We start from the raw sequence: 24,251 nt of genomic DNA on the forward strand, positions 1-24,251 counted from the left end.
CCTCTTGACAAGAATTAATATAGTGGTATATTAATAATCACAAAGGAAATATATATGAAAACAAAAAAAGGTCTATATGTATTTTTTGCTTTCCTCCTGATCGCTCAACTCGGCATTTTTATTTACGGCTGCGGACAGACAAAACAATCATCGGGACCCACAGGCTCAATGTCCAGCACAAGCGCACTTTCTGTTGTGGTCAAAGACGCAGCTACCGGTTCGATAGTGCCGATGAGCTCAGTCTTTGTCAGCAAATCAAGTGTCACTCCGAGCTCGCGATTGCATACATCCTCGTCCAGTGACTGGGTAGAGGTCAAGGCCACCGACATGGGCATTGCGGACGTGTCTGACCTGAAAACCGACGCTTCAACGATGCTCAAAGTGGTAAAGGACGGCTATAAAGAATACGACAAGGTGGTGGATGCTGGGAAATCCATTACAGGCTATACAATTGAAATAGTAAAGACAACAGAGGCCACGGCAACACCTAAAGACACGGCATTCGATCCGACTTCGTCCGGGGGTTCTTCTACTTTGTATGCCTGCTCCAGCGTTTCCACATGCATGAGCTGCGGATGTAATCCTGATTCGTCCATCGCTTGCGGAGGCGCGTGCGGCTGCACTGACAGTTCAACAAGCTGTAAAGGCGGAAAATGCAAAACAAGCGCTGCCGGAGGGGCAGGGACTTCAAGCTTCGGAAAATGTACGGATGCAGGATGTCCCACGGGATGTAAAAATTGCGGGGCTTGCGCCTGCACTTCCGCAGGAGGCTGCGGAGGATCTTCAAATTGCCCTATTAAAACATATACCGGAGGCGGAGGCAGCAGTGAATCCAGCGGAGCCTGTGCCGACAGTTTCTGCCCGACAGGATGCAAGGGCTGCGGTTCTTGCGTATGCACTTCAGCCGGCGGTTGCGGAGGATCTTCCTTCTGTACAGGCGGCTCAAAAGCGCCTGATTTCAGCAGCGGAGGCGGTGGCTGCACTGATGCCGGATGCCCTCCTGGATGCCGCGCTTGCGGATCCTGTGTTTGCACGACCGCTGGTAACTGCGGCGGATCAAGCAATTGCACATCAGGCGGCGGTAGTGGCGGTGGTGGCGGTGGTGGTGGCGGAATAGGTTGTTATGGTTCAGGATGCCCTGCTTCGTGCGCTACTTCACCATGCGGAGCTTGCAGTTGCACAACAAGTATCGGCGCTCCATGTTCCTCAAAAGGCGGAAGTTCTTATTGCACGGGAAGATAATTCAACTTAATAACTTTAAAAAGGCGGATTTGATTTTTCCGCCTTTTTTATTTAAGATAATATAAGAAGGAGAAATAATATGAATAAAAACAGGATATTTTCTTTGATCTATATATTAATAGGCCTTTTAGTCATCATTGTACCGTCATATATACTTCCCGTCTGCAACAATCCTATGATGTGCTGCAGAGCGCATACATTGCCGGTTTTGGTACTTTTGGGAGTGATCCTCATAATACTTTCAGGAATGGAGTTCTTTCTGGATAAATGAACCTATTCTGGCTGGCTTATAAGAACTTTAAACGCAACAAATTCTGGACCGTGATCACAATTGTGATCGCGGCTGTTGCTATCGCTTCGATCTTTGCTTCTTTTACAATAGTTAACTGCATAAACTACAGCCTCGAGACGGGAAGGGAAAGGCTGGGAGCGGACCTCGTAGTATTTCCTTCCGGTGAAGAAAATGCGATGATCAGTGCTTTTCAGACAGGAACTCCGGCGCTTTTTTATATGAAAAAAGACCTTACTGAAAAGATCAAAAAGATCGATGGAGTGGATAAAGTCACTCCTGAACTTTTCCTGATGACGCTGTCAAAAAGCTGCTGCAGTCTCGGTATCCCCTTCAGGCTTATAGGATTTGATGCCTCGACAGATTTCGTGATAACCCCTTGGCTTCAAAAGAACAGGATAAACTCGCTTAAAGCAGATGAGGTGATAATCGGCGCTGATATCCCGTCAATGAAAGGTGAAAAAATTAAGATACTCGGAAGCGAGTTCAGAGTTGCCGGCGTCCTTGAAAGGACCGGCATCGGAGCGGATAAGTCCATCTATTTACCGCTTGATTCAGCCAGGCAGCTCGCAATGCACAGCCTTATGATAAAGTACAGGCCTGATGAAATTTCCTCCGTCCTTGTAAAGGTCAGCAGCGGGACCGATATAAGCGTGTGTGCAGAAAATATCAAGAAAGCGATCCCTCAGGTCGCCGTGATGGGAAGCTCGCAGTTCAACAGGGGCATAAAGGTCATATTTGACAGGATGGTAATAATGGCCGTCCTGATATTCATAGTGGTGATGGTACTCAGCTCGGTCAGCATAACAGGCGTCTTCTACGCGATGTCAAAAGCCAGGGGGCCGGAGATCGGCATACTGAGAAGCCTCGGCGCAACAAGAAGAGACATATTTTCCCTTGTCCTTATCGAATCAGTGTTTTCCACCGTCATCGGCGGTATCATCGGAGTCTTAGTATCTGCATTCTTGATCTATGACTTTAATCTCTTCCTCTCAAAACACCTGCCTTTTCCTTTTATACTGTCTTTTGGAGGGGTTGTTGAGATGGGTGCCGTTTGTATCCTGATATCGGCCGTGCTCGGGCTTTTAGGCGCGCTTTATCCCGCGGCTAAAAGCTCAAAAATAGATCCTTTTGACGCGATCAGGCAGGGCAGTTAAGATGATAGAACTTAAAAAAGCGACAAAATTATATAATGACGCAGGCAGCCTTATTTTTGCTGTGAACGAGATAGATCTTTCGATAAAAAAAGGCGACCTGATCTCGATAGCCGGTCCCTCGGGCTCAGGCAAGACCACTCTTTTGTCCCTGATCGGCTGTCTCACGAAACCTTCTTCAGGACATATTATGATAGACGGAAGCGATGTCGCAAGCCTTGACGATGAAGCTCTTTCCGCTTTAAGGTCGGAAAAGATCGGTTTCGTCTTCCAGCAGGCTCACGTTATACCCACGATGACAGTACTTGAAAATGTCCTTCTTCCTCTTGTTTTCTCAAGAGAAAAAGATATTGAAAAAAAGAAAGAAAGGGCAGTAAAACTTCTGAGAGACGTCGGACTCGACAGCCGCATAAACAGCCTCCCTAAAAACATGAGCGGAGGCCAGGTTAAACGCATTTCCATCGCAAGGGCTTTGATAAATTGCCCGGAGATACTTCTCGCTGACGAGCCGACAGGAGACCTTGACCAGGCAAGCAGCAGGGAGATAATGGAAATACTTAAAAGAATGAACAGGGATGAAAACCTGACAGTGCTTCTGGTAACGCATAACCAGGAACTGGCGCAGGAAGCCCATATTAAGCTGAAGATGCGGGACGGAAAACTTGTATGATCGTATGCAAAAGGATATTCTATTTCCTTTTATGCATGATCCTTTTTCAAACAATTTCTTTTGCTAAAGAGATGATCGCATCCTATGAAGGCACTTCCCCGGGAGCTGATTGCAGCGCTCTTAAAACGACGATCGTCCTGTACAAAGGCTGCTGCGGAGCTATGGGGACTTATGATATGACTGACATATATATTGCTACGAAAGACGGGGATAAAACGTTCACTTCAAAAGGGAAATGGCAGTATATTAAAGGAACAAAAAAGGACAAAGAAGCTATAGTGCTTCAGCTAAACTATGACAAACCAGATAAAATAAATAATTATCTTGTTGTTGAGGGAAAATATATTAAACCGATCAATAAAGACCTGAACGAAATAAGCTGTCCTTATGGTCTGACGATGAAAAAGAAAAAATAAAAAGAGATATTTCTTGACATATTCATCCGGTCAATTTACAATTCTTATATCAGGGAGGTAACAATATGAAACGTTTGTTGTTTGGCTTGCTGGTTTGTCTGATCCTTGTTGCTGCAGCTTCGGCAGAGATAATGATGACCGCGTGCCCGCTAGGTCAGGGAAAATGGAACGTGATGCTTGGTTCCATGGTGGACCAGAACTATTTCAACATGGGAAGCACGGATGTCATGTGGATGGACGCGGTAGGGTACGGGATAAATGACAGGCTGGACCTGTATGGGTCGATCGGTCTGGGTTATTCACAAAAAGCCACAGACCAGGCCAGGACCATGAACAGTATGACGATGTCGTCGATCGGCGTGGCAGCAAAATACACATTACTGAGCGAAGACCTGAAAATGCCCTTGTCATTGGCAGTGAACGCGGGGATCCGTACCTGCAACATGTCGATGGCCACCATGACAAACACACAATACAATACCGGCCTTGTAGCCAGCAAGATGATAAAGCAATTCACCCCTTATGCAGGTGTGAATTACAGGACAACAAAACAGGCCTATGGCGATTATACGCAAATGGATTATACGATCGGAATGGGTATAGGGCCTATGGAAAGAATGTTCATGATAGAAGATACCCTTCAATATATAAACTTTGGAAGTTCTGCTTGGCAAAGCAACCAGATATCCGCGGGGTTCTGCTTTAACCTGAATTGATCTGATATCGATCAAGGGTTGGTTACTTATACCGGCCGATCATTTGGCAAGAAGAGAAGACAGTTCTGTTAACTTCTCTAGAATCTCTCTGCGGACCCGGTCGGCAATAGTACGGTCCTTCGCAGTGTCCCATCGCGATAGAGAGACATCGGTTATTGGCGCGGTAACCCGGTCGGCTGCAGTGTCCAGAAGCACCCGGGCCGATGTTACTGCTTGATCCTCCACATCCTGCTTTTCAAGCTGTTCAACGCGGTCGCGAAGCATGCAAAGATATTCATAGTCTTCAACTCCCTCCCGGATAGCTTCCATCTGCTTGCTCGGTGTTACAGACTTGGAGTCTATAAATAAAGGAGAGTAGACCGGCGCGCCGTTGCCGAGATATTCGTTCTTCCATGAAGGGACCTCGGAAGCATCACTGAAAGACCAAAAAGATGAACCCTCGGCCTTATATTTCCACGCGAACCATTCCTGCAAACGATAATAAATGTATGGGTCGAGCAGCCGGCTCGGGCCAAAGGTACTATAGAACCAAAGCTTGTGGCCTGCGTCGCGCTGCTTGATATAGAAATCGTCAAAATTCGGATCATGGCTGATCCAGACGGATAAATGCGGACTGAGCACCCGGCTCAAAGTAAACAAGTCAGGGGTCCCTTTCGATGGATCTGACCAGGAGGGATCCTCCCAAATAATTACTTCTGGCTGGGCGGCAAGGATGATATTTGCGTACTCGATAATGATCCGGTCCTGTTCCGGCGTGCGGGGTTCATCCACAAGCAGAAGGCCAAGCCGGTTCGGCTTGATATCCCATTGCTCGAGCTGGCTGCACCACCAGTTGATCCAATCGGTCACGGCTTGCTGAAAAGCCGGCGTTCCTATCTGAAAACCAGCAAAACTTTCCTTGACATTGACAAAAACAAGATAATTACGCGCATTGGGCCAGAGCTGCAGCCAGGTATAGAACGCGAGCGGGTCCGGAGACTGGATCATGTGTCCGTTCGCGTCGAATTTGCCTGTAGGCAGCACCTTTAAAGTCCCCCAGGGTGAATCAACGAAGTGCTCACAGAGTTGTTGGACCAGCGCGCCGCGGTTCAGCGGGGTGACCGCATAAATGCGCTCGCGGTCCGTGTAATCCCAGCCGCTCACGTGCAACGCCGGCTGATCGGGGAATCTGAGAGGATAAATTTTCAAGCGGACGGGTATTGGCTTGCAACTTACGGCGTCACTGCCCAGAATGAGCCGGCCGTTATATTCCCCTGCTTTGACATTCTTTGGATGAAAGTTCAACCACACTTGACAGGTAAGACCGGCTGGGATCTTTATTGCATAAATTCCTTTTTGATGTTGGATCAATGGCAATGCCGCCGCAACAGGCACACCAGGCTGGGTATCGGTGAACAACACCTCGTGAAATTCCACATAGGAAGGATCAGTACCTCCCGGCAAGCCTTTCAGGGTCAATGTAACTTTTGCATCGGTGTTTCCCGCATTACTGAGATTGAAAACTTCGCCGCGGTATTCGTTGTTCATCATAGCCATGTTTATCGATGCATTGCCCCGGACCGGCGTGGTGATCGGGTTAAGCATGTCCCAGCGGTTGGTCTGCCAGCAGACGGTCCGGCGCAGGCCTTGTGCGCGCCAGATACCCGCCTGCACCGCGAAGATACTCCGATGAAGATCGTTTATCGGGAAGATCGTGCTGAAGGTATCCGGCAGATCGATCGTTGCGGCCGGGATCTTCTTTGCAATGGCCTTGAGCTTATTATTCAGCGGTCCGGAAACGTGATCAGGAAATCCGCCCGAATTCAATTCCCGGGTCACTGCGGCCAGGTCGTTTGCAAGTCTAAGCCTTAGAAAAGCGGCAGTCCGCATTTTGGTAAAGAAAGCCGGCAGATCAGCGATCTTCGGACCTGTAAAGGGCTTCATCAAATACGCGTCCGGGCCTTTATAGACCCCGATCTCATCCGCATAAGTATAAGCGCCCCTGGGTGCGACCACAAATTTTACGTATCGCCCGTGAGTTTTAAAACCCATGCTCTGAAAGCGATAAACGGCGGGACCTGAAACAGTAGGAGCGGTGGTTTTTCCGCTCAGAGCGACCAGGTCGCCCTCATAATGCCAGATATTTCCGTCATCGCTCACAAGAATAAAAATAGCGCCCGGGAACAAGATGCCGGTAGTATACATATTAGTATTGATAGCCGCATTGTAGGAAAATCCTGCGATCGGCTGGGTTTCCCCCAGATCGACGGTCATCACTACCGGTGAAGTGTTTTTCCAGCCAACGGCCCCCTTTAGGGACCAGGGCTTGCCCTTGACATATTGCCCGTCTGTTAAACTCGTGAGATCGCTCGCATCATTGCGAGCAGGGAAGTTCGGTCCCGGCTCCAATTGATACTTCTTTCCCAAGGCGAGATCGAGCGCCGAGTCAGGGGATAATACGGAAATTGCGGCCCATACAGCTATCGAAAACAACAGCAGAAAAGATATGATAATTATTCGCTGAAACACTACCAGTTCTCCATCTTAGCCTGCATTGTATGAATTTACTTCTTTTCGAACGGGTGAATGATCTTCCAATCGTCCTTCATGCTCACAACCGTCCAGCCTTTGGACAGGGCCTGGTCAAGACCTTTGTCGAAGGGATCGCTGCACTTGCGGTCATAAGCCCACTCGCGCTTCGCATCGGTATGATGTACATAAAGACAAAAATGGGGGCCGCTGCCAGCTGCTGTCCATTGCATCATCGGAAGGTCGTTATCGGAATTACCGAATGATGCGATCGGGTGTTTGCCGATTTGGGATTGGATACCGACGGGTTTGCCGTTTCCGGCGGAGATAAAATTCACTGCCGGCAGACCAACGATCACCGGTTTTCCGCTGCGAAGCTCAAACTTCGTCTTTATGCTGCTTCCTATGACTTGTTCGGGTACAACACCATAGGTCTTTTCCGACCACGGACGCATAAAATCGGTACTGCCACCGGAGACAATGTAAGTTTTGAATCCGTTCGCGCGCATGTAGGCGAGCACCTCAAGCATTGGCTGAAAAATCATCTCTGTATATAGCCGCTTGGTCTTAGGATGCTTCGCGGTGGCGATCCAGTCAGTCACGAGTTTTTCATATTCATCCGTGGTTATCCCCGACTGAGTGGTTATCATCATTTCCGCAAGCGCGTTGTTTATGCCGCCGGCCATCGCGGAGTTCATGTCACCTTTGAGAATAGAAGCAAAAGGCTCCTTGCTTTTCCACTCCGGATGCTTTGGCGCAAGGGCTTTGATGCGGGATAAGATAAAGTAGACCTGGGAAGCCTGCGGCTGCTCCGTCCAAAGCGTGCCGTCATTGTCAAAGGTGGCGATGCGTTTATTAACCGGCACAAAATCCCGCGAGCCGGGTTTTGTCACCTTCCCGACAAAGGCGATGATAGCTTTCTTCGGTGCGGTGTTGTTCCAGGATGGCAGGGGATCTACAACAGCTAAGGCTGCGTTTGCAAGCAGCAGAACGAGAAGACTTTTTGCAAATAAACTTTTCACAATTAATTACTCCCCGGAGCTGCATATTTACCCATCTTAGCCTGCATTTCCCTGCTCAACTGTTTAATAAGCACTGCGTTATATGATCCGGTCGGAATCGGCTTAATGGTCGGATCCTTTGTTGGATTAACATTATATATGTCGAAACCAACTATCTGTTGTTCCGCAACAGCATATTCACGCGATCTTGCCGCGGGAGAGCCCTTTTTGACCGCCGGATCAACGTCGGTGGTGACGATCGAGATCGTATTGTCGCTGTTAAGGAATATCTCAAAAGTTCGGAACTGCTGCGGGAAATCCCGGAGCGAACAAGTCTCTACCTCCCAGAAGCCTTTTTCGGGAGCGTTGACCGGATCAGGCGATATAAATGCTTTAACAATATTCAAATGGCGGTGACCCGAGATCCACATCATAAAGTTCGGATGGCTCTGAAGTTCGGCTATCAGGCCCGGAAGCGACACGGCATTTTGAGGATCGGTCCACCATCCCATTTCGGACCTGGGTGCGGTCACTTCTACGTTTATCGGCACATGTGCAGCGATGATCATCAGCTGACATGCGGCATCTCCGGCAGCAAGTTCTTTTTTAAGCCAGGTCCAGCGTGCAGAGTCAAGAAAGCCATGGCCGTGCACATCATTAGAATTATCGTTTTCCTTTTGGGTATCATCGAGCACTATGACCTTTATAGGGACGGATGACTTCGGCACAAAGCTATAACATGCAAAACCCTTGTCCGCGTCGGCAGGATTAAATCCGTGTCCGGCAGGGTTTGATGAAGTATTGAAAAATTCTTTCATCCATTCATCCCTCTTGAGTGAACGGCGGTCAGGATCGGCCGCGACTTTTGGAGGGTTCTTAAAATCTGCAACAGGGCCTGCGTATCTGATCTTAACGTCAGAGGCCGAACAATCGAATACTCCCATATAGAAATCGTGTTTGTTTATATTCGCGGGGTTTCTCAGGATATCTCCCATGGCCATGACTTCGCTTGTTATGTAAGTCTGCCGGAAATCCTTTCTGAGGTTATAGTCCACAGGGACTGAACCGATCCAGAAATGATCGTGGTTGCCGAGCGTCTGATACCAGGGGATAGACTTATCAAGCCCTGCCGCTTTGTAAGGTTTCTGATAATCGATGCTACCGGCACCGATATGAGCACCGGAACTCGGGGTGATGACCTTGCCGTCAAGGACATCGATATACCATCTTGTTTCGTTGTACTGTGTGCTGTTAGCGGCATCGCCCAGAGAGATCCCGAAATCAAAAGGATCTTTTTTGTTTAGAGCATTTATCGTCTGTACTGCCGCATCAAGGACATGTGTTGTATACATCATGACCCCTGAACATAGCGAAGCGCTGATCGGCAATGCTTTGTATATATGGGAAAGATAGATCGCCTGATTGGGAGCTTCTTTATCGGTAATATGTATGTCGGATATTGTAAAGAAATTTAAAAGTTTAGTTTTTTTAGTTACCGATGCACCTTTGTAAGTTGCCGGCATTATATCGGTCCTCACGTCTGCTTTGGCAGGACCGCCATACTTCCAGCTGCCATAGCCATATTGTTTGTATTTTGAGAATTCATCAAGAGCGATCGATACAGGCGGTTTTGGGCCGGGTTTGATCGTCCTTTGGAGCGTCGTAAAAACATCAGAAGAGATCGGGTATCCCTGGAGCTGACCGCTGCTTTTTAAGCATCCGAATAAAGAAAAGACCAGCATAGCCGCTAAAAAGACAAAACAGGACCTTTTAAACTCATAAGACTTTTTCATAAACCCTCCTTTTAGAACTTATATGCAACACCTACATTATGATTGAAATTCGCGGCGAATTTATCGGCTGAAAGCCATAAGAAGCTGTAATAGCCGATATCAAGCTTGTCGTCGATCTTATAGCTGTATCCCAGGGTTACCGCGCCGTCAGGATTTGTCCTGTAATTATATATCCCGGCCCTGAATGAACTTCTGGTCCAAAAATTTTCTTTGTCCTTGGCCTGCGGGGTATACTCAAAGCCTGCCGAATAATAAGGATCACCATAACTTCTGAAAGCATCATAGATACCGGCATTGACCACCAGTCCTTTTAACTTCCCCTCGGGCATCCAGGCTATGGAAGGCCTGAAATTCACGCCATCACCAACAGAGTTGCTGAATTCCTGTTTCCATCCGGGGATGTCAGGAGATGTTGTATAACCCGACAACAGCCAGAAATTCTCGCAATGTACGCCGAGAGACCATTCTTTGTTCATTCTCCACAGGTAATCAAGATGTATCTGATTTTGGACGGTATCGGTCATTACCCTGGTCCCGAAAGGAGATCCGTAATCTTCCGACCGATAGTAAAAATAACCTATACCAAGAGACATAGTTTCGTTCCAGGGAAGCCTGAATCCTATGCTCGGCGAAAGCGCGACCGCTCCTCCTCCGCTCCACTCCCCGGCAAAGGTCCAGCCTAAATTCCCGTTTATCTTATGGGCGAAATTGACGGAGTCATAATATGAATTACCGACCCTTGCTTCCCTATTGAATAAACCGTCGTTGTCCAAAAACCGGGTCGTCAGAATGATCTGGTTTTCTCCATTTTTCCACTTATCCAACTGGGCAACGCCCGCCCTGTTCCAGTAAGCGCAGTTCGCGTCATCAGCCACGGCGACAAATGTGCCGCCCATTCCCATGGGACGGTAACCCCAGCACGCAAACGAGGTCTCAAGGAACATCACGGTCATCATCAGAAAAACGAATAAAACAAAAATCAGCTTTTTCATGCTTGCCTCCTCTGTTATGCCAAAATTTACAAATTACCAACATTCAACGAATATTTTATAAATATTGAATATATCTTATAATGGAGACTGCATGATGTCAAGAAATTCTTTTGACAGCTGCTAAAAATTCTATTATACTTTAACCAAAAAAGGAGTAATAAATGAGAAAGACCGTTCTATTGTTCTGTGTCTTTGGTCTCTTTGCAGTTTCCTTCTTCTTGTCTTCCTGCGGCGGTCTTTCTCTGCGCAAGGCGGCCGTTTTTGAGGGCGGGATCCTTTACCGGACCGCCAATGATAAATTTTATGTTCCGGTCCTTAAAGGGAGCTGGCGGGAGATGGGGCGGCAATACGGAGGTCTGCTCAAGCCACAGCTGAACGAATTCTATAATTCAGTCACAGACTATCTCACTTCTGAGGGGATATCTTATAAAGACCAAAAAGCGAGCGCATACGCGCTTTTTAATACTTATACTGACCGCCGCCTCAAGGAGCTCGTTTATGGCATGGCGGAAACCTCCGGCCTTGGCAATGAAAAGCAGATAATGGTGAACGCGGCTTTTATGAACCTGGCGCAGTATGCCGGGATTTGGGCCGAGAAAGCAAACAAGCCAAAGACCAAAAAAGGCTGCAGCGGCGTTGCTGTATGGGACAACTACAGCCATGACGGCAAAATGATCTTCGGCCGTGATTGGGATTTCTATTCAGTCGCATACTGGAAAAGATGGCTGCCCTCGCTGACCATTGCGGTATTCAATCCTGACGACGGATCCAACAGTGTCGCCGATATAGAATTTCTTGGATCGATCTTTACCGAGACCGCCATTAATAACAAAGGTATCTTCGCGGAATTGAACAATGGCATGCAGTCAGATCCGACTTTGACCAAAGGAAGGACTCAGGGCCCTGTATCCCTGCTTTCTTTCATGTTTGATTGTTCAACCATAGACGAGTTTGAAAAAACAATCGAGAAGACTCCTGACGATGTATCCTATATCATCCAGGTGGCAGGAAAAGATGCTGCCTATTCTTTTGAATGGCCCACATGGGGAGTGAGAAGAAGATCGGAAAAAGAGAGTGGATATCTGGTCGCTTACAATAGTTTTGTCAGGCCTTTGCCTGTCTCATGGGAAAAAAAAGTTCCCCCGCCAGTTCCCCAGGATACGCGCAGAAATAATCTGCTCTCGCTGGTAAGTTCAAAAAAATACAAGGGCAGGATCGATGTCCCCGCGATGAAGGAAATACTCGGTATCTCATGGGAAGCCGGCGGGTCTACTCATGGCGGCACAGCTTATCAGGTAATAACGGCTCCCGGAGATCAAACGGTTTGGCTTAAGGGGATAGGGTATTCTGACTGGGAAAAGATCGATCTCAAACCGCTGTTCAGACGTAAAACTTGAAAATAATAACAAATAAAAAAACCTGCGAAAATCGCAGGGTCTGTAATACAAAAAAGAAACTTGTCTTGAGCGAGCAGAGAGCTTGTCAAGCTGCGAGTCGGAAGACCCCCCATATTCACTCATCATAAAATATAAATATTGAAATTTCGCAAAAAAGCTTACGATGATATTATAGCGGGTCAAGCGTCCGGAGTTAATTGCCCGCTCAATAAAAGGAAGAACGGAAAAAAATGGGAGCAATTGGTACGGTCATCAGAGGAATGAGAGTGACAGAGCTGAACCCGGCAAGAGCGATCTTAAATCCTGTATATATGAGAGTGGAAGTAAAAATCCCGGATATAGTACGGATAACAGGCGGGACATTCAGGATGGGAAGCAGTGTATTACATGAATCGCCGATAAGAACGATTTCACTGAGCGATTACGGTATGGGTAAATATCCTGTGACAAACGGCGAATATCTTGGTTATCTTCAGATAATGGAAAGAAAAGTCCCTGATCTCGTGGCCGATCAAGCATTGGCGTTGCATCCGGTGGTAAATGTATCGTGGAACGACGCGACTGAATACTGCAAGTTCCTGACAGAGATAACGGGCAGGAACTTCAACCTGCCTACGGAAGCGCAATGGGAGTTCGCGGCAAGGGGCACCGAAGGAAGAGAATGTCCGTGGGGCGGAGCCTCTCACGAAGGACGCGTTAATTTCAACAGCAGCGGAACAACACCTGTTGACAGGTATCCTGACGGCGCTACTCCTTCAGGGATATTCGATATGTCGGGTAATGCCTGGGAATGGTGCGCTGATTGTTATCGTACATATGCGGGCGATAATTTGACAGATCCGCAAGGTCCTGACAGCGGCAATCGTAAGGTGCTGCGCGGCGGTTCATGGGCTTTCAACTGTCCGGATTACCGGCGCGCCGCGTACCGGGGAAACAGCGATCCCGGGGGCCGGAACGGCAATATCGGGTTTCGTGTTTCCGAGCGGTATATCGCAATGAAAATTGCGTGAAATTCCCGATTTTTATCAACGAAGAATATGCAGGAAGGAAAAAGAAATGCAATTTCAAATAAGCAGCACAGCCGGTCTTATGCCGGCCGCGGACCAAGGGGCCGCCAATAAGATCCAGGACAGAACCACGCCGAACACACTGCTTCTTGCTATGGGCAAAAGACCCGCAAGAGATGTTGATGCCAAAACAAAAAACAGCGAAGGCCGAGATGCATTGGGGAGTGCAATATTAAAGGGTGATACAAAGAAGGTAAAAGCCCTGATCGCTTCCGGCGTGGACGTTAAAGGAAGTGATAATGGCAATAGTATATTAAGTCTAGCCGTGTTCACATACAATACGGATATTATAAAAGCGTTGATCGACGCCGGGGCCAGTGTGAACTCAACGGACAGTAAAGGAGAAACCGCGTTGATGCAGGCGGCTTCATACGGTAAAGCGGATATATTAAAAGTATTGATCGGGGCCGGCGCTGACATAAACACGGAGAATAAAGATGGTCAGTCTGCGCTGATGAAAGCCGCGATAAACGGCAAAGAGGATGTGGTAAAAATATTAATCGCTGCCGGGGCGGTTGTTGATAAAAAAGCTTTGAATGAAGTTAATTTTTACACAGACGGTAGCGGGGGAGCTCTTAGCGATACATTGCTTATAAGGGCAGCAAAAAATGGGAATGTCGATACAGTAAAAGCATTGATCGCCGCCGGGGCCGATGTTGAAGTAAAAAATTGTCTTTGGTCTATGGTGAGGCCAGATCGGACTAAACATTACGATGATGAAACAGCTTTAATTGCGGCGGCATGGCAAGACAAAGCGGAAATAGTGAAGATATTGATCGCTGCGGGCGCGGATATTGAAGAAAGAGATTATTATCATAGAACGGCACTGATGTGTGCCGCATCTTGCGGCAATACCAACACAGTAAGAACATTGATAAATTCAGGCGCGGATATAAAGGCAAAGAATAAAGACGGACGAACAGCATTGATGCAGGCCGCATTGGAAAGGGAAATCGGCGCAGTAAAAATATTGCTTGCTTCGGGAGCTGTTGAGGATAAAGCTGTTTTGAACGCAAAAGATAAAGACGGCAATACTGAGCTGATATCAGCCGCGGGATCTTCCGTTTTCCGTGAAACCGATTCAGTAAAAGCTTTGGAATCATTGATTGCTATAGGAGCTGATCTGAACGCGACAAATGATAAAGGCGATACAGCGCTGACAGAGGCCGCAAGATCGGGTCATGCGGACATATTAAAAGCATTAATTACCGCAGGGGCTGATCTGAACGTAAAGAACAATGACTGGAATACGGCGATGATAGAAGCCGCGAGGCGAGGTTATGTGGTCATGGTAAAAGCTTTGATCGTTGCGGGGGCTGACGTGAACGAAAAAAGCAAGGAAGGGAAAACGTCCCTGGATTATATTAAAGATAACAAGGACAGTATCTTGAAACCATTTTATAGGGATATTGTTTCATTATTGGATAAAAGAATGAAAAGTGCCCCGATTAAAACCGCGACAAAAAATAATTACTGTCCTCCTCAATTGTCTCCATCCATAAAGGAGGGCATAACGAATGTGACAAGAGCATTAATTCCAAAAAAGTCTGATATGAACACAAGTAACCGCAATGATAGTCTAATAACAGCTGTGCACAATGACGAAATAACACAAGCAAAAGCACTAATTGGCGCGGGGGCTGATCTGAACGCAAGAAATAACAAGGGTGATACAGCATTAATGATTGCCGCATATTTAGGCAAAATGGACATGTTAGCTTTATTGCTCGCCGTGGGGGCTGATCCGAACGCAAGAGATAACACGGGTAATACAGCATTAATGCATACCGCAGGTTGGGGCAAAATTGACATATTGACCTTACTGATCGCCGCTGGAGCTGATGTGAGCGCAAGAAATGATCTGGGGGGAAAAGCTTTAGATTTCGCTAAAAGGAGAATGTATAGATTTGAATCTGGATATTTGAGCCGTGAAGATAAGGAGGTTATATCTTTTCTTGAAGAAATAACGCAAAACCTGAAGACCTGGAAAAAAGAAAAAGGAAAAGACAAAGAAGTTCCAACAGCACTTATAAAAGCCATATCCGTTGATAACACGGACAAGATAAGATCATTGGTCAATGCCGGGGCTGATCTGAACGAAACGGACAAATACGGCCTGACAGCATTGATGTGGGCGGGAAAAATGGGCAGAACAAGATCAGTCAAAGCTTTGATCGAACTCGGGGCTGATGTGAAAATTAAAAGGAAAAACGGTTATACAGTGCTTATGGATGCCGCCAGGCACGGTCATTTGGAAACGATAAATGCCCTGATCGCGGCAGGAGCTGATGTGAACGCAAAAGATAATGACGGGGAAACAGCTCTTATGAAAGCCCTGGCCTCATATAACTACGATGTTAATATTGACGTAATAAAAATATTGATCGCCAAAGGAGCTGATGTAAATATCAAAGACCGCAAAGGGGATACGGCCTTGGATCATCTCAAAAATAATACATATTTAGAAAACGAAAAAAAAGCAGAAGTTATTCAATTATTGACAGAAAAACATAAAATCGGGAAATAGCCCTCTTTATTCTGGCTTCGCTTGTAGAAAAATATATCTCTTTACAATCCAACTTGCAAAAACATTTTACTAATCACAAAATAAATGTTAAAATAATTTCCAACTTAAACCCTCAAAACTCAGCATGATTTATACAACGGGAGGTTTGTTTATGAAGAAAAGATATATGCTTTTGCTGGTAATAGTTCTTTTGGTCCTGGCAGCAGCATTCCTTGTCTCGGGAAGAAAAGAGAATCGCGATTACCTGCTTGCTTCCGGGCATCCGGAATATCCTCCGTTCATGTGGCAGGAAGGCAGCAGGATAGTCGGGGTCGGACCGGAGATCCTGTCCGAAGCCTGTAAAGAGATCGGCGTCCCGCTGAAAATAGAATTTAAGGGAAGCTGGGATGACGTGATGAATGATGTCCGCATAGGCAGGATCGATGCCGTAGTTGCTCTGTACCGGACGGATCAGCGCACAAAATATCTGAATTATTCCATATCTTACGCGAAGGACCCTGTCGTGGTTTTCGTCCGCAAGGATAAGATTTTCGCGTACCATAAATGGGACGATCTTATCGGAAAGAGCGGCACGACAACAGTGGGCGACAGCTTCGGCCAGGCTTTTGACAGTTTCATGGAGGATAAACTGGATGTTTCCAGACTGAATACCGTGAAGGAAAATTTTGAGGCGTTAAATAACGGGACAGCCGATTTTTTTGTTTATGGGCTGTACTCCGGACTTTTTGAATCGAAAAAGCTCGGCCTGGAGAACAAGATAGCGTATCTGAAGCCTTACCTGACTACAGAGAACTGGTATCTCGCTTTTTCAAAAACATCGAAATACGCCAAATACCTGCCTGAAATAAACAGGACAATTTCAAAAATGACCGCCCGCGGCACGGTAGATAAACTGGCCGCCAAATACACACTGTATTATGAAGAGAGCGTGCTTAACCGCGTTAAACGCCTTGTCGAGAGCGGCCTGAAATATTATGCAGAACAGGGACAGACAAAGGCATTCGCGGAATTCGACAACATAAAGGGGAAATTCTCTCAGGGAGATCTTTATCTTTTCGTTTTTGACCTCAAGGGTAAGTGCCTCGCGCACGGCGCGGACCACTCTCTGATCGGCCGTGACCTCATGGACCTGAAGGACGTCGACGGCAAGCAGTTCGTGAAAGAATTCATCACTATTGCCCGCGATCCCGGGCAGGGCTGGGTGAGCTATAAATGGAAATACAAGAACACAAACGAGATCGGGCCCAAGATCTCATACATCATGAAAATAAAGGGGAAAGACCTCCTGATAGGGTGCGGATTTTATACTGACAAATAAAATTGAAACTCTCTGCTTTTTGGTAGAAGATTCCTGAAAGATAGGATATAATAATTTTACGTTCCCCTGTAGCTTCCGCCAGAGGCGCCCGCCACAGGACGGGCAAGGACCCGCTTGCCTGCCAAAGGCAGGCCTCCGGCGGGCAATCGGAATAGTGATTGTTATTCTAGATTGTTTAGCCGCAGAGGATGAGAACATTCCCCTGTAGCTCAATCGGTAGAGCACCTGACTGTTAATCAGGTTGTTGCTGGTTCGAGTCCAGCCGGGGGAGGAATTGAATATCAGAAGGCCCTTTGACGAATAAGTCGAAGGGCTTTTTGTATTCAGGTCGCAAAATATCTCCATCCAAATAGCAGTTCGATAATATTATGTTCATCAATTTCCGCTTTTCCTCTGCCGGCTGTGTCTTAAAGAGAGAATAAGCCTTTCTTGAAAGTTCGAGAATCCTTACCCCATCCTCGTAATAGTTGATATTAGAGCCCTTATGGGCGTTGATCTTGATGTTTATGTTCTCAAGCTCATCTTTCCATTCCTCTGACTTGGATTGCCACTCAGCCTGCGTAATACCGCCGTCAAGCTTATCGGTATACATTTGATCCAATCGGTTCTTAAGCTTCGTGTATTGCTGATTTAAAGCTGTTATAGCCTTATCGTTGTAGTCTCTCTCAGATTCATGGCTCTTATGAAGTGCCTCCTTTATCATCTCAAGATTGTGATCATCTATCTGAATATTCTTTAATAGCTCGGCAAGTCTTTCATCAAGGATCTCTTCACGGATATAATTCTTTTTACAATCACCGCCTTTATGTCCGGTGCAATGATAGTAGATGTATTTTCCTTTCTTCATCTCTGCTGTCACTGAGCAACCGCATTGAGAGCATGTCAACAACCCCGTAAATGCAAAGTTCCTATGATTGCCTTTGTATTTATTCTTCTTTGCAAACATATCTTGTACAGTTTCGAATATGCCTTTATCGATAATAGGCTTGTGAATGCCTTTGTAAGTATGCTCCCTATGCACAAGTCCTTCCTTGGTCATGGCATCCCTTAATGACAATAGGGAATAATTACCGGTAGCATATAGTTCGAATGCTTTCTTCACTAACGGTGCAAGGATATTATCTTGCTCTATAAGGTGAGTTACTTTGTTGTTCCTATATCCAATCGGTGCTACGCCGGGGAATTCTCCTAACTCGGCTTTTGCTTTTAATCCCTTCTTAACTTCTTCCCCGAGATTGTTTACATAGTTTCTTGAAAGGACTGCCAGAAGATCAAGTTGTAATTTATCTGATGACTTGGAGTTTTTATCCATGATCAAACCCTGCTTAAAGAAGTGAATCTCTTTGTCATGATTCTCCATTAGATCATAGGCCTCCAATAGATCGCTAAAGTTTCTTGTCATTCGATCAACCTTTTCGAAGACAATGACCTTAATATCCGGATGTGCTTTAGAGTATTCGATAATCTCCTTGAATGCTTTCCTGCCTTTAACCTTGGCTGATTCAGATACAGACCACTTCTTTACGATGGTCAGGCCTTTTCTTTCAGCGTATTTCTCGCCTTCTTTTTCCTGGGATTGCAGCGAATAGCCTTCATCGGCTTGATCCTGAGAGGAAACCCGGACATATAGTAAGGCTTTATTCATAAGACAAGCTCTTTCCAATCGCTCCAATCATTATGCAAACATTTTTCCCAGTCGAATGTAGTTTGTTGATTGATTAGCCATGAACCATTGACCTGAATGGCAATCCCACCGAATAGATCCTTTTTGTGATGTTCTTTGATATAGCGTTGCAAAGCCTCATTTTTTGCTTTTGTAAATGTGCTTCCATCCTGGTCGCCTTTGTCTTTTGTTTCAAAGATTCCAATACGCCCATCATTGAATTGGACTAAATAATCCGGATAAAAGGTATGCAAAATACCTTTGGGGTATTCATATTTAATGCCGAAGTAATCTTTTTTATTTTCCCCGTTCTTCCACCACCAAACAATACTCTTGCTGTTATCCTCCAAATAACTCTCAAACTCCTCTTCAGGATTTGACCTGTCGATATTAAGGTAACAGGGATCAAGAATATATTTCTTTGCCTTTACTGTTTCGTCTGTATGTTGATTGTAGAATACCTCTTTTGCAATCTCAAAATCATAGAACTGCTCGCTTTCCTCGGACCGCTTTAATATTTCTTTCTCACGGACAGCTCTATACTCTTCTATGGCTTTCGAGAGGATGCCCTCGAAGATGATCCTATTTCCATTATGAACAAATATCTTCTGTACCATTAAGGATTCTTCTTCCCATTCTCTAGAGCCAAGATACTTCTTAAACCAGACATAAATTGTTGTTTTGATCTTTGGAACTGACCTCTTAACATTCCTGAAAGATCCCAGGTTGTTCTTTATGATTTGTTCAAATAATGACTGCAAGTCATTTCCGGCAATTTGCAGCCTGGCTTTTAGTTCAGAATCAATAGTACCAATAACCTCGTCAAATGACTTGCCATCAATCTTTGCATCCTGTATTATTTCTTGCTCATATTTCTTAAGATCAATGACAACACCTTTCTTTTCAAGCAATCTTTTGTTCTCATCGAAAAACTCTTGTTTTGTTATGCCGAATACAGAGCAAGCAATCTTATCGAATATAGGGTCGAAGCTTGCCGTAATGTCGCCATAGTCAACTCTTGAGCGATAATAGGATAGAAGTTTAATGTCCTTATAGCAGTCTTTACGAACGCCCTTCAAATGCTTGATAATATTTGGGTTATATTCTTCTCTCTTAACATGTATGCTCTGAACATTTGTATAAATATATCCTATATTCAGTGCCTCATTTGAGTAATGCTTTAGTTCCGGCATTCTTAATATACGCCCAACGGTCTGGATTTCAAATGTTTCACTATGAGATTCCCTGAATTTAACAAGAATATGAGCTCTTGGACAATCCCAGCCGGTATCAATTGCTTGCTTAAAGATAAGATATTCAATCTCGTTGTCAGATTCAGATACCCAATCTAGGGTTTCTGACTTCTGTTCGGCAAGCCATATTGCAAGTTTTCTGTTCTTCTCAGTTACACCTTTGTCAGAAAGGAATCTTTTAACGGCTTCGATCTTGTCTTTCCCTGCTTCGGCGGTTGGAATTTGGATAAGAACTAGGGGGTTGATATTAGATCCTTCAGAATGAAACAGTTTCTTAAGCTCTAGCCGTTTCTGAAATGCCGCCTCAAGAACAACTTCCTGTGAATCATCTTCATCTTTAGCAATTTTGTCTATGCTTTGATTAATGATAAGCTCCTTCTTGATCACCCCAACATCAATAACATCTTTTGGCTCAACAAAAACAAAGCCTGCTGTATGCCTTGCCAGGTCTTTTGGGTCAGGTTGGATCCTTGGGGTAGCACTCATCTCGAGAATGACATCGGCATTTATCTCGTCTCTAAGTTCGTTTGTTCGCTCTGCCGTTGCCCCAATATGACTCTCATCAATAATGAGAATTATCTTTCTCTGTTCTCTAGTCTTAGATAGAACTTCACGGAAGTTAATCTTCTCTCCATCTTTCATTAATACATTCTTCCAATCACCGGTGGAGCTATCTTTTGATCGTAGTTTTTCCCAGTTAACAACTACGACCTCGTTCTTAACTATGCGTTCACGCCCCCCATTAAATTCTTCTTCAACAAGTGAAACCCTGGGAGATCCGTCAAATATTCTTTCAAGGCTGTGCTTGCTCTGTAGATGTAGCTCGCCCTTGCCGACAGTAACCCAAACAAAACACATGTCCTCATCAGGAAGTTCCCTTATAAGTTCTTCAATGAATTTAGCGGTCATTATGGTTTTGCCGCTTCCCGTAGGAGCTTGAAATACACAAACCTTTTTCATCCCTTCTTTATTTAACAAGCCTTTGACTGTACTTATTAGCTCATTCACGGCAACCCTTTGATATTCTTTTAGTTCAATATTCATAAATGTCCTCATATACATCTAATATCTTCTGCGGAATTGGTTCTAATGATACATCTTTCCAGTCCTGGAAGTCCTGTTTGTCCAGTCCAAGAGGATCAAGAGTAAAGCAATATAATGTTTTTTTGCCTCCTATCTTGTCAAGATCCCTCTTAAGCGATTTCAATTCGCCACGCTCAAGAGAGTAATAAACTCCCATTGCATGATTGTTGTATTGATAAATACGATAGTCTCGCGTCTTTTTAATTTCATCAAATATTCCTTCACGCAAACATAGCATTTCCGTGCATTCTTGTGTGATACGACTTCTAAGGCTATCCTTACTAATTGATCGTTTAACAAAAGCTGTTTTGAAATATTTTAGATTTCCATTGGTGCCTTTTACTGCTTTACCGTTTAAGTCATTGTATCCTTTGATAATCTTACTTATTCTGGGGTAGCATGCTTTCTGACAAATACCTTCTTTTTCATAAGCAATATCCCCTGGCTTCAGTCCTCTGCTCCTAAGCTCTTTATCTGTTTCTTCATTAACCTCATTATTTGTACACATAATGAAGCTGATTAAATTGTCATCGTCACGGTTTAATTCTAATACTGCTTGTGCTGTCGTCCCTGATCCTGCAAAAAAATCCAAGATAACACTGCCTTTTTCTACAGTTGATTCAATCAGAAGCTTAAGCACATCTACATCTTTTGGATTGTCAAAATAGTCGCCACCTAATATATTCTTTAGTAATTTTCTGGCAGCTCTACGATCTTTGTAAATCACACTTGGTATTACCACGCCACCGGTTTCATGTAAATATCGTTTTACTTTTGGCACTGACATTTCGTTTTCGCCCCAATGAATTCTACCCTCATTTATCCATTGATTTAATGTGTCTTTTGTAGGCCACCCTCGAACAGGAGCCTTGCAAGGTTTTTTTGTTATAGGATGAATAACTTCGTACAACGGTCTGGAACGGCCACTCTCTGCCGAAATATCTCCGGCAAAGTAAATGCCTTTATTGTCAACATAGTTATAATGTTTATGCTGCCAACTTGGATGCTTCCTGTCTAGCCCTGCATACCATTCTTTGATCTTCTCGGAAACTATCACATAGTTATTTTTGTTTTTCTTTAACAAGTATTTTACGGCTTTATTTATTTCATCAATACCCTTTTTCTTTACACGCCAGATAACTTTGCGATCTTTTAGATTGGTTTTTGACTTTGCATAACACAAAATATAATCGTGCGACAAAGAAACAAATTTTGAATCATTCTTTAAGCCGCCCTCCCAAACCATCATTGCAATAAAGTTTTCAGTTCCATAGATTTCATCGCATAACAACTTTAATTGAGCCACCTCATTATCATCAATTGATATTAAGATTAAGCCAGAATCTTTTAATAATTGTTTAGCCAAATAGAGACGTTTCTTAATAAATGATAACCATTTACTATGCTTATATGAATCTTCGGAATCAATATACTTATCATTATATTTGAAGTCCTTATCACCCCTGTTATAAGGAGGATCAATATATATTAAGTCAACCTTGCTTTTATGGGTATAATTCAAAACGGAAAGAGCATGATAATTATCACCTTCTATTAGGATGTTAATAGGTTTAGAAGAATCAGTCTTAATGTCTCTGTTTTTAACTTCCTTTAGTACGGGAAGGGCATTATCTGATTCTTTTTCAAACTGCTCTTTTGTTCGTTCCTCATCCCATATAAGACCATATTTCTTGCGAGACTCAAGCTTCTCAACAACCTTAAGTAGTTCTTCTTTTGACAGATTTGAATAATTGTTCGCCATATTACTTTTGCTTCCGTGTCTTCAACAAATTCTCTATATGATATTTTTGTATCTTATTCGGTTTAACTCGATTGTTGAACCACCGATTTACTGTAGAAAAGGCAACCCCCAAGATCCCGGCAAGCTCTACCTGTGTGATCTTATTCTTCAAGCGATACTCTTCCAGTTCTTTAATCAAGTCCATTTCAGCATCCTTTATAGCATAGTATAGCACTGCATATTTAACATGTATATACTTCTTCATCCGTCAGTCAAAATCAATTCTGTGCATTCTTATCAAGACTCAAGTTGAACTTTCTTAACACTCCCGGGTTGCCTCTGCCACCGATGCCTTTTCTGTTAGGGTTCTTGCCAAAACGATATGGGAATAAGGGACAATCTATACTCGTGCATAGCTTAACCTCCAGCCGGCTACCTCCTACGCAATTAAGGCAATGCTGTCTTATGGACTGTACTGGGGATCTCATTATTAATTTCCTCCTTTCAAATTAGATGGCAGCTGTGCTTTCTCCATATCACCGCCTTCCTTTCTACAGAACACCCTGGGTATTCTGCTTTGAGTTCTTTCTTTTCTCCATATCTCAAGCATGGGAGCAGTCAAAATAGTTCTTTCCTTTTTACAGACATCTATAGATATAGCCATACCTATGGTCATTTATTTTGCCTCCCATAATAGAAGCTGCTATGCGGACCAATCAGTCTATATGTAGTGCGGCCTCCGAATAATCCACCCTGTTTAATCTTCTCAATAAATCCATTATCTATAAGCTCTTTAAGTGCCTTGCTCATGGTTTTTGAACTAATCATGTCTTCCATACTGATATATGATAGTTTCAGCACAAAAGGTTCTTTTGTGTTAAATGATTTTTTTAGGTATATGTAAATAATCTTTGTGGATTCCGATAATCTTCGAAAATTAGCATCATCCAATAAATCATTTGGGAGCATTACGAAGGGAGGTGCTTTAGACTTTCCTTTTCCCATAGCTTCACTTCCTTTTCATATTTTTCAATAATTGCATTTTCAATTAAGGTCTTTGTGTGTTCGTCCATAGGGGTATAAGAGAAGAATAATTCTCCTTGAGGTGTTCTTATCTTTGGGAAAGTTACCCAGCTGAGATGCCCGTCTGAATGAATAGCTATTGAAGACAGCTTGAGATTGAGTTCCCCGGTAAGGACGCATGATGCAAATGCTCTAAGCGTTTTCTCCGGCTTAATTCTTTTCAGTTCGATCGATTCTATCCTCATTTATTTTCACTTCCAGCGACACGTTATTAGTTTCATCCCACTTGTATAACAGATCAAAGAAGGCGGCAAGGTTATTCGCCACTTCTTTGTTTTGATCACAAGTCTTAGTAGAGCTTGCATATACACAACTATTACTCACGGAAATGATTATAT

The 24,251-nt window shown here is 44.5% G+C and carries 20 protein-coding genes and 1 tRNA gene; 11 read left to right on the plus strand and 10 right to left on the minus strand.

All coding sequences use genetic code 11. From position 1 onward, the window contains the following. Positions 1–54: 54 nt before the first annotated feature. From NTZ10_01215 to NTZ10_01240, 6 genes are all read left to right on the plus strand, one after another. A complete protein-coding gene (locus NTZ10_01215) occupies positions 55–1,242 on the plus strand; it encodes a hypothetical protein (protein ID MCX5748853.1) in 1,188 nt (395 codons plus the stop codon). A gap of 79 nt (positions 1,243–1,321) precedes the next feature. Next, entirely contained in the window at positions 1,322–1,513 is a 192-nt protein-coding gene (locus NTZ10_01220) for a DUF4418 family protein (GenBank protein ID MCX5748854.1), read from the plus strand. Further along, the gene (locus NTZ10_01225) at positions 1,510–2,688 is read left to right on the plus strand and encodes an ABC transporter permease (protein MCX5748855.1); all 1,179 of its coding nucleotides are present in this window, start codon (positions 1,510–1,512) and stop codon (positions 2,686–2,688) included. The genes NTZ10_01220 and NTZ10_01225 overlap by 4 nt, the downstream gene beginning before the upstream one ends. Position 2,689: 1 nt before the next feature. Beyond that, complete coding sequence (locus NTZ10_01230; GenBank protein MCX5748856.1) at positions 2,690–3,355, plus strand: ABC transporter ATP-binding protein; 666 nt, start codon at positions 2,690–2,692, stop codon at positions 3,353–3,355. After that, a complete protein-coding gene (locus NTZ10_01235; GenBank protein MCX5748857.1) occupies positions 3,352–3,771 on the plus strand; it encodes a copper resistance protein NlpE N-terminal domain-containing protein in 420 nt (139 codons plus the stop codon). Before NTZ10_01230 ends, NTZ10_01235 begins: the two co-directional genes overlap by 4 nt. A 65-nt stretch (positions 3,772–3,836) precedes the next feature. After that, the gene (locus NTZ10_01240) at positions 3,837–4,487 is read left to right on the plus strand and encodes a hypothetical protein (protein ID MCX5748858.1); all 651 of its coding nucleotides are present in this window, start codon (positions 3,837–3,839) and stop codon (positions 4,485–4,487) included. A gap of 39 nt (positions 4,488–4,526) precedes the next feature. On the opposite strand, the gene NTZ10_01245 is transcribed toward NTZ10_01240, so the two are convergent. From NTZ10_01245 to NTZ10_01260, 4 genes are read right to left on the minus strand one after another with little or no spacing between them, the layout of a single operon-like run. After that, on the minus strand, positions 4,527–6,995 hold the full coding sequence (locus tag NTZ10_01245; GenBank protein ID MCX5748859.1) for a DUF4091 domain-containing protein: 2,469 nt from the start codon (positions 6,993–6,995) through the stop codon (positions 4,527–4,529). A gap of 35 nt (positions 6,996–7,030) precedes the next feature. Next, entirely contained in the window at positions 7,031–8,017 is a 987-nt protein-coding gene (locus NTZ10_01250; GenBank protein ID MCX5748860.1) for an HAD family hydrolase, read from the minus strand. 2 nt (positions 8,018–8,019) lie between these two features. Then, positions 8,020–9,789 carry a TIGR03768 family metallophosphoesterase gene (locus NTZ10_01255; GenBank protein MCX5748861.1) on the minus strand — a complete coding sequence of 590 codons (1,770 nt, stop codon included), beginning with the start codon at positions 9,787–9,789 and terminating at the stop codon, positions 8,020–8,022. An 11-nt stretch (positions 9,790–9,800) separates the two neighbouring features. Continuing rightward, positions 9,801–10,781: a hypothetical protein gene (locus NTZ10_01260; protein ID MCX5748862.1), complete on the minus strand. Its 981-nt coding sequence runs from the start codon at positions 10,779–10,781 to the stop codon at positions 9,801–9,803. A 161-nt stretch (positions 10,782–10,942) separates the two neighbouring features. Here NTZ10_01260 and NTZ10_01265 point away from each other — a divergent pair, with 161 nt between their 5' ends. From NTZ10_01265 to NTZ10_01285, 5 genes are all read left to right on the plus strand, one after another. Next, entirely contained in the window at positions 10,943–12,178 is a 1,236-nt protein-coding gene (locus NTZ10_01265; GenBank protein ID MCX5748863.1) for a C45 family autoproteolytic acyltransferase/hydrolase, read from the plus strand. A gap of 230 nt (positions 12,179–12,408) precedes the next feature. Beyond that, on the plus strand, positions 12,409–13,188 hold the full coding sequence (locus tag NTZ10_01270; protein MCX5748864.1) for an SUMF1/EgtB/PvdO family nonheme iron enzyme: 780 nt from the start codon (positions 12,409–12,411) through the stop codon (positions 13,186–13,188). A 46-nt stretch (positions 13,189–13,234) separates the two neighbouring features. After that, positions 13,235–15,772, plus strand: a complete 2,538-nt coding sequence (locus NTZ10_01275; GenBank protein ID MCX5748865.1) for an ankyrin repeat domain-containing protein — start codon at positions 13,235–13,237, stop codon at positions 15,770–15,772. A 151-nt stretch (positions 15,773–15,923) separates the two neighbouring features. Beyond that, entirely contained in the window at positions 15,924–17,090 is a 1,167-nt protein-coding gene (locus NTZ10_01280; GenBank protein MCX5748866.1) for a transporter substrate-binding domain-containing protein, read from the plus strand. A gap of 198 nt (positions 17,091–17,288) precedes the next feature. Next, positions 17,289–17,361, plus strand: a tRNA-Asn gene (locus tag NTZ10_01285). A gap of 1,370 nt (positions 17,362–18,731) precedes the next feature. Here the strand turns inward: NTZ10_01285 and NTZ10_01290 are convergent. The 6 genes from NTZ10_01290 to NTZ10_01315 all read right to left on the minus strand — a co-directional run bounded on the left by NTZ10_01290 (position 18,732) and on the right by NTZ10_01315 (position 24,098). Further along, positions 18,732–21,050, minus strand: coding sequence for a DEAD/DEAH box helicase family protein (locus NTZ10_01290; protein ID MCX5748867.1), 2,319 nt, complete (start codon positions 21,048–21,050; stop codon positions 18,732–18,734). Further along, positions 21,040–22,851, minus strand: a complete 1,812-nt coding sequence (locus NTZ10_01295; protein MCX5748868.1) for a site-specific DNA-methyltransferase — start codon at positions 22,849–22,851, stop codon at positions 21,040–21,042. The genes NTZ10_01290 and NTZ10_01295 overlap by 11 nt, the downstream gene beginning before the upstream one ends. Position 22,852: 1 nt before the next feature. Further along, the gene (locus tag NTZ10_01300) at positions 22,853–23,035 is read right to left on the minus strand and encodes a helix-turn-helix transcriptional regulator (protein ID MCX5748869.1); all 183 of its coding nucleotides are present in this window, start codon (positions 23,033–23,035) and stop codon (positions 22,853–22,855) included. Positions 23,036–23,320: 285 nt separating this feature from the next. Next, positions 23,321–23,506: a hypothetical protein gene (locus NTZ10_01305; protein MCX5748870.1), complete on the minus strand. Its 186-nt coding sequence runs from the start codon at positions 23,504–23,506 to the stop codon at positions 23,321–23,323. Beyond that, a complete protein-coding gene (locus NTZ10_01310; protein ID MCX5748871.1) occupies positions 23,503–23,835 on the minus strand; it encodes a hypothetical protein in 333 nt (110 codons plus the stop codon). Before NTZ10_01310 ends, NTZ10_01305 begins: the two co-directional genes overlap by 4 nt. After that, a complete protein-coding gene (locus NTZ10_01315) occupies positions 23,799–24,098 on the minus strand; it encodes a septation protein SpoVG family protein (GenBank protein ID MCX5748872.1) in 300 nt (99 codons plus the stop codon). The genes NTZ10_01310 and NTZ10_01315 overlap by 37 nt, the downstream gene beginning before the upstream one ends. Positions 24,099–24,251: the final 153 nt, after the last annotated feature.

It is taken from the genome of Candidatus Saganbacteria bacterium (genome assembly GCA_026387835.1).
Taxonomy (GTDB): domain Bacteria; phylum Margulisbacteria; class WOR-1; order JAKLHX01; family JAKLHX01; genus JAPLKZ01.

Coding starts and splice junctions, on each gene's coding strand:
- NTZ10_01215 (MCX5748853.1), top strand. CDS start 55: ATGAAAACAAAAAAAGGTCTATATGTATTTTTTGCTTTCCTCCTGATC.
- NTZ10_01220 (MCX5748854.1), top strand. CDS start 1,322: ATGAATAAAAACAGGATATTTTCTTTGATCTATATATTAATAGGCCTT.
- NTZ10_01225 (MCX5748855.1), top strand. CDS start 1,510: ATGAACCTATTCTGGCTGGCTTATAAGAACTTTAAACGCAACAAATTC.
- NTZ10_01230 (MCX5748856.1), top strand. CDS start 2,690: ATGATAGAACTTAAAAAAGCGACAAAATTATATAATGACGCAGGCAGC.
- NTZ10_01235 (MCX5748857.1), top strand. CDS start 3,352: ATGATCGTATGCAAAAGGATATTCTATTTCCTTTTATGCATGATCCTT.
- NTZ10_01240 (MCX5748858.1), top strand. CDS start 3,837: ATGAAACGTTTGTTGTTTGGCTTGCTGGTTTGTCTGATCCTTGTTGCT.
- NTZ10_01255 (MCX5748861.1), bottom strand. CDS start 9,789: ATGAAAAAGTCTTATGAGTTTAAAAGGTCCTGTTTTGTCTTTTTAGCG.
- NTZ10_01260 (MCX5748862.1), bottom strand. CDS start 10,781: ATGAAAAAGCTGATTTTTGTTTTATTCGTTTTTCTGATGATGACCGTG.
- NTZ10_01265 (MCX5748863.1), top strand. CDS start 10,943: ATGAGAAAGACCGTTCTATTGTTCTGTGTCTTTGGTCTCTTTGCAGTT.
- NTZ10_01270 (MCX5748864.1), top strand. CDS start 12,409: ATGGGAGCAATTGGTACGGTCATCAGAGGAATGAGAGTGACAGAGCTG.
- NTZ10_01275 (MCX5748865.1), top strand. CDS start 13,235: ATGCAATTTCAAATAAGCAGCACAGCCGGTCTTATGCCGGCCGCGGAC.
- NTZ10_01280 (MCX5748866.1), top strand. CDS start 15,924: ATGAAGAAAAGATATATGCTTTTGCTGGTAATAGTTCTTTTGGTCCTG.
- NTZ10_01290 (MCX5748867.1), bottom strand. CDS start 21,050: ATGAATATTGAACTAAAAGAATATCAAAGGGTTGCCGTGAATGAGCTA.
- NTZ10_01295 (MCX5748868.1), bottom strand. CDS start 22,851: ATGGCGAACAATTATTCAAATCTGTCAAAAGAAGAACTACTTAAGGTT.
- NTZ10_01300 (MCX5748869.1), bottom strand. CDS start 23,035: ATGGACTTGATTAAAGAACTGGAAGAGTATCGCTTGAAGAATAAGATC.
- NTZ10_01305 (MCX5748870.1), bottom strand. CDS start 23,506: ATGACCATAGGTATGGCTATATCTATAGATGTCTGTAAAAAGGAAAGA.
- NTZ10_01310 (MCX5748871.1), bottom strand. CDS start 23,835: ATGGGAAAAGGAAAGTCTAAAGCACCTCCCTTCGTAATGCTCCCAAAT.
- NTZ10_01315 (MCX5748872.1), bottom strand. CDS start 24,098: ATGAGGATAGAATCGATCGAACTGAAAAGAATTAAGCCGGAGAAAACG.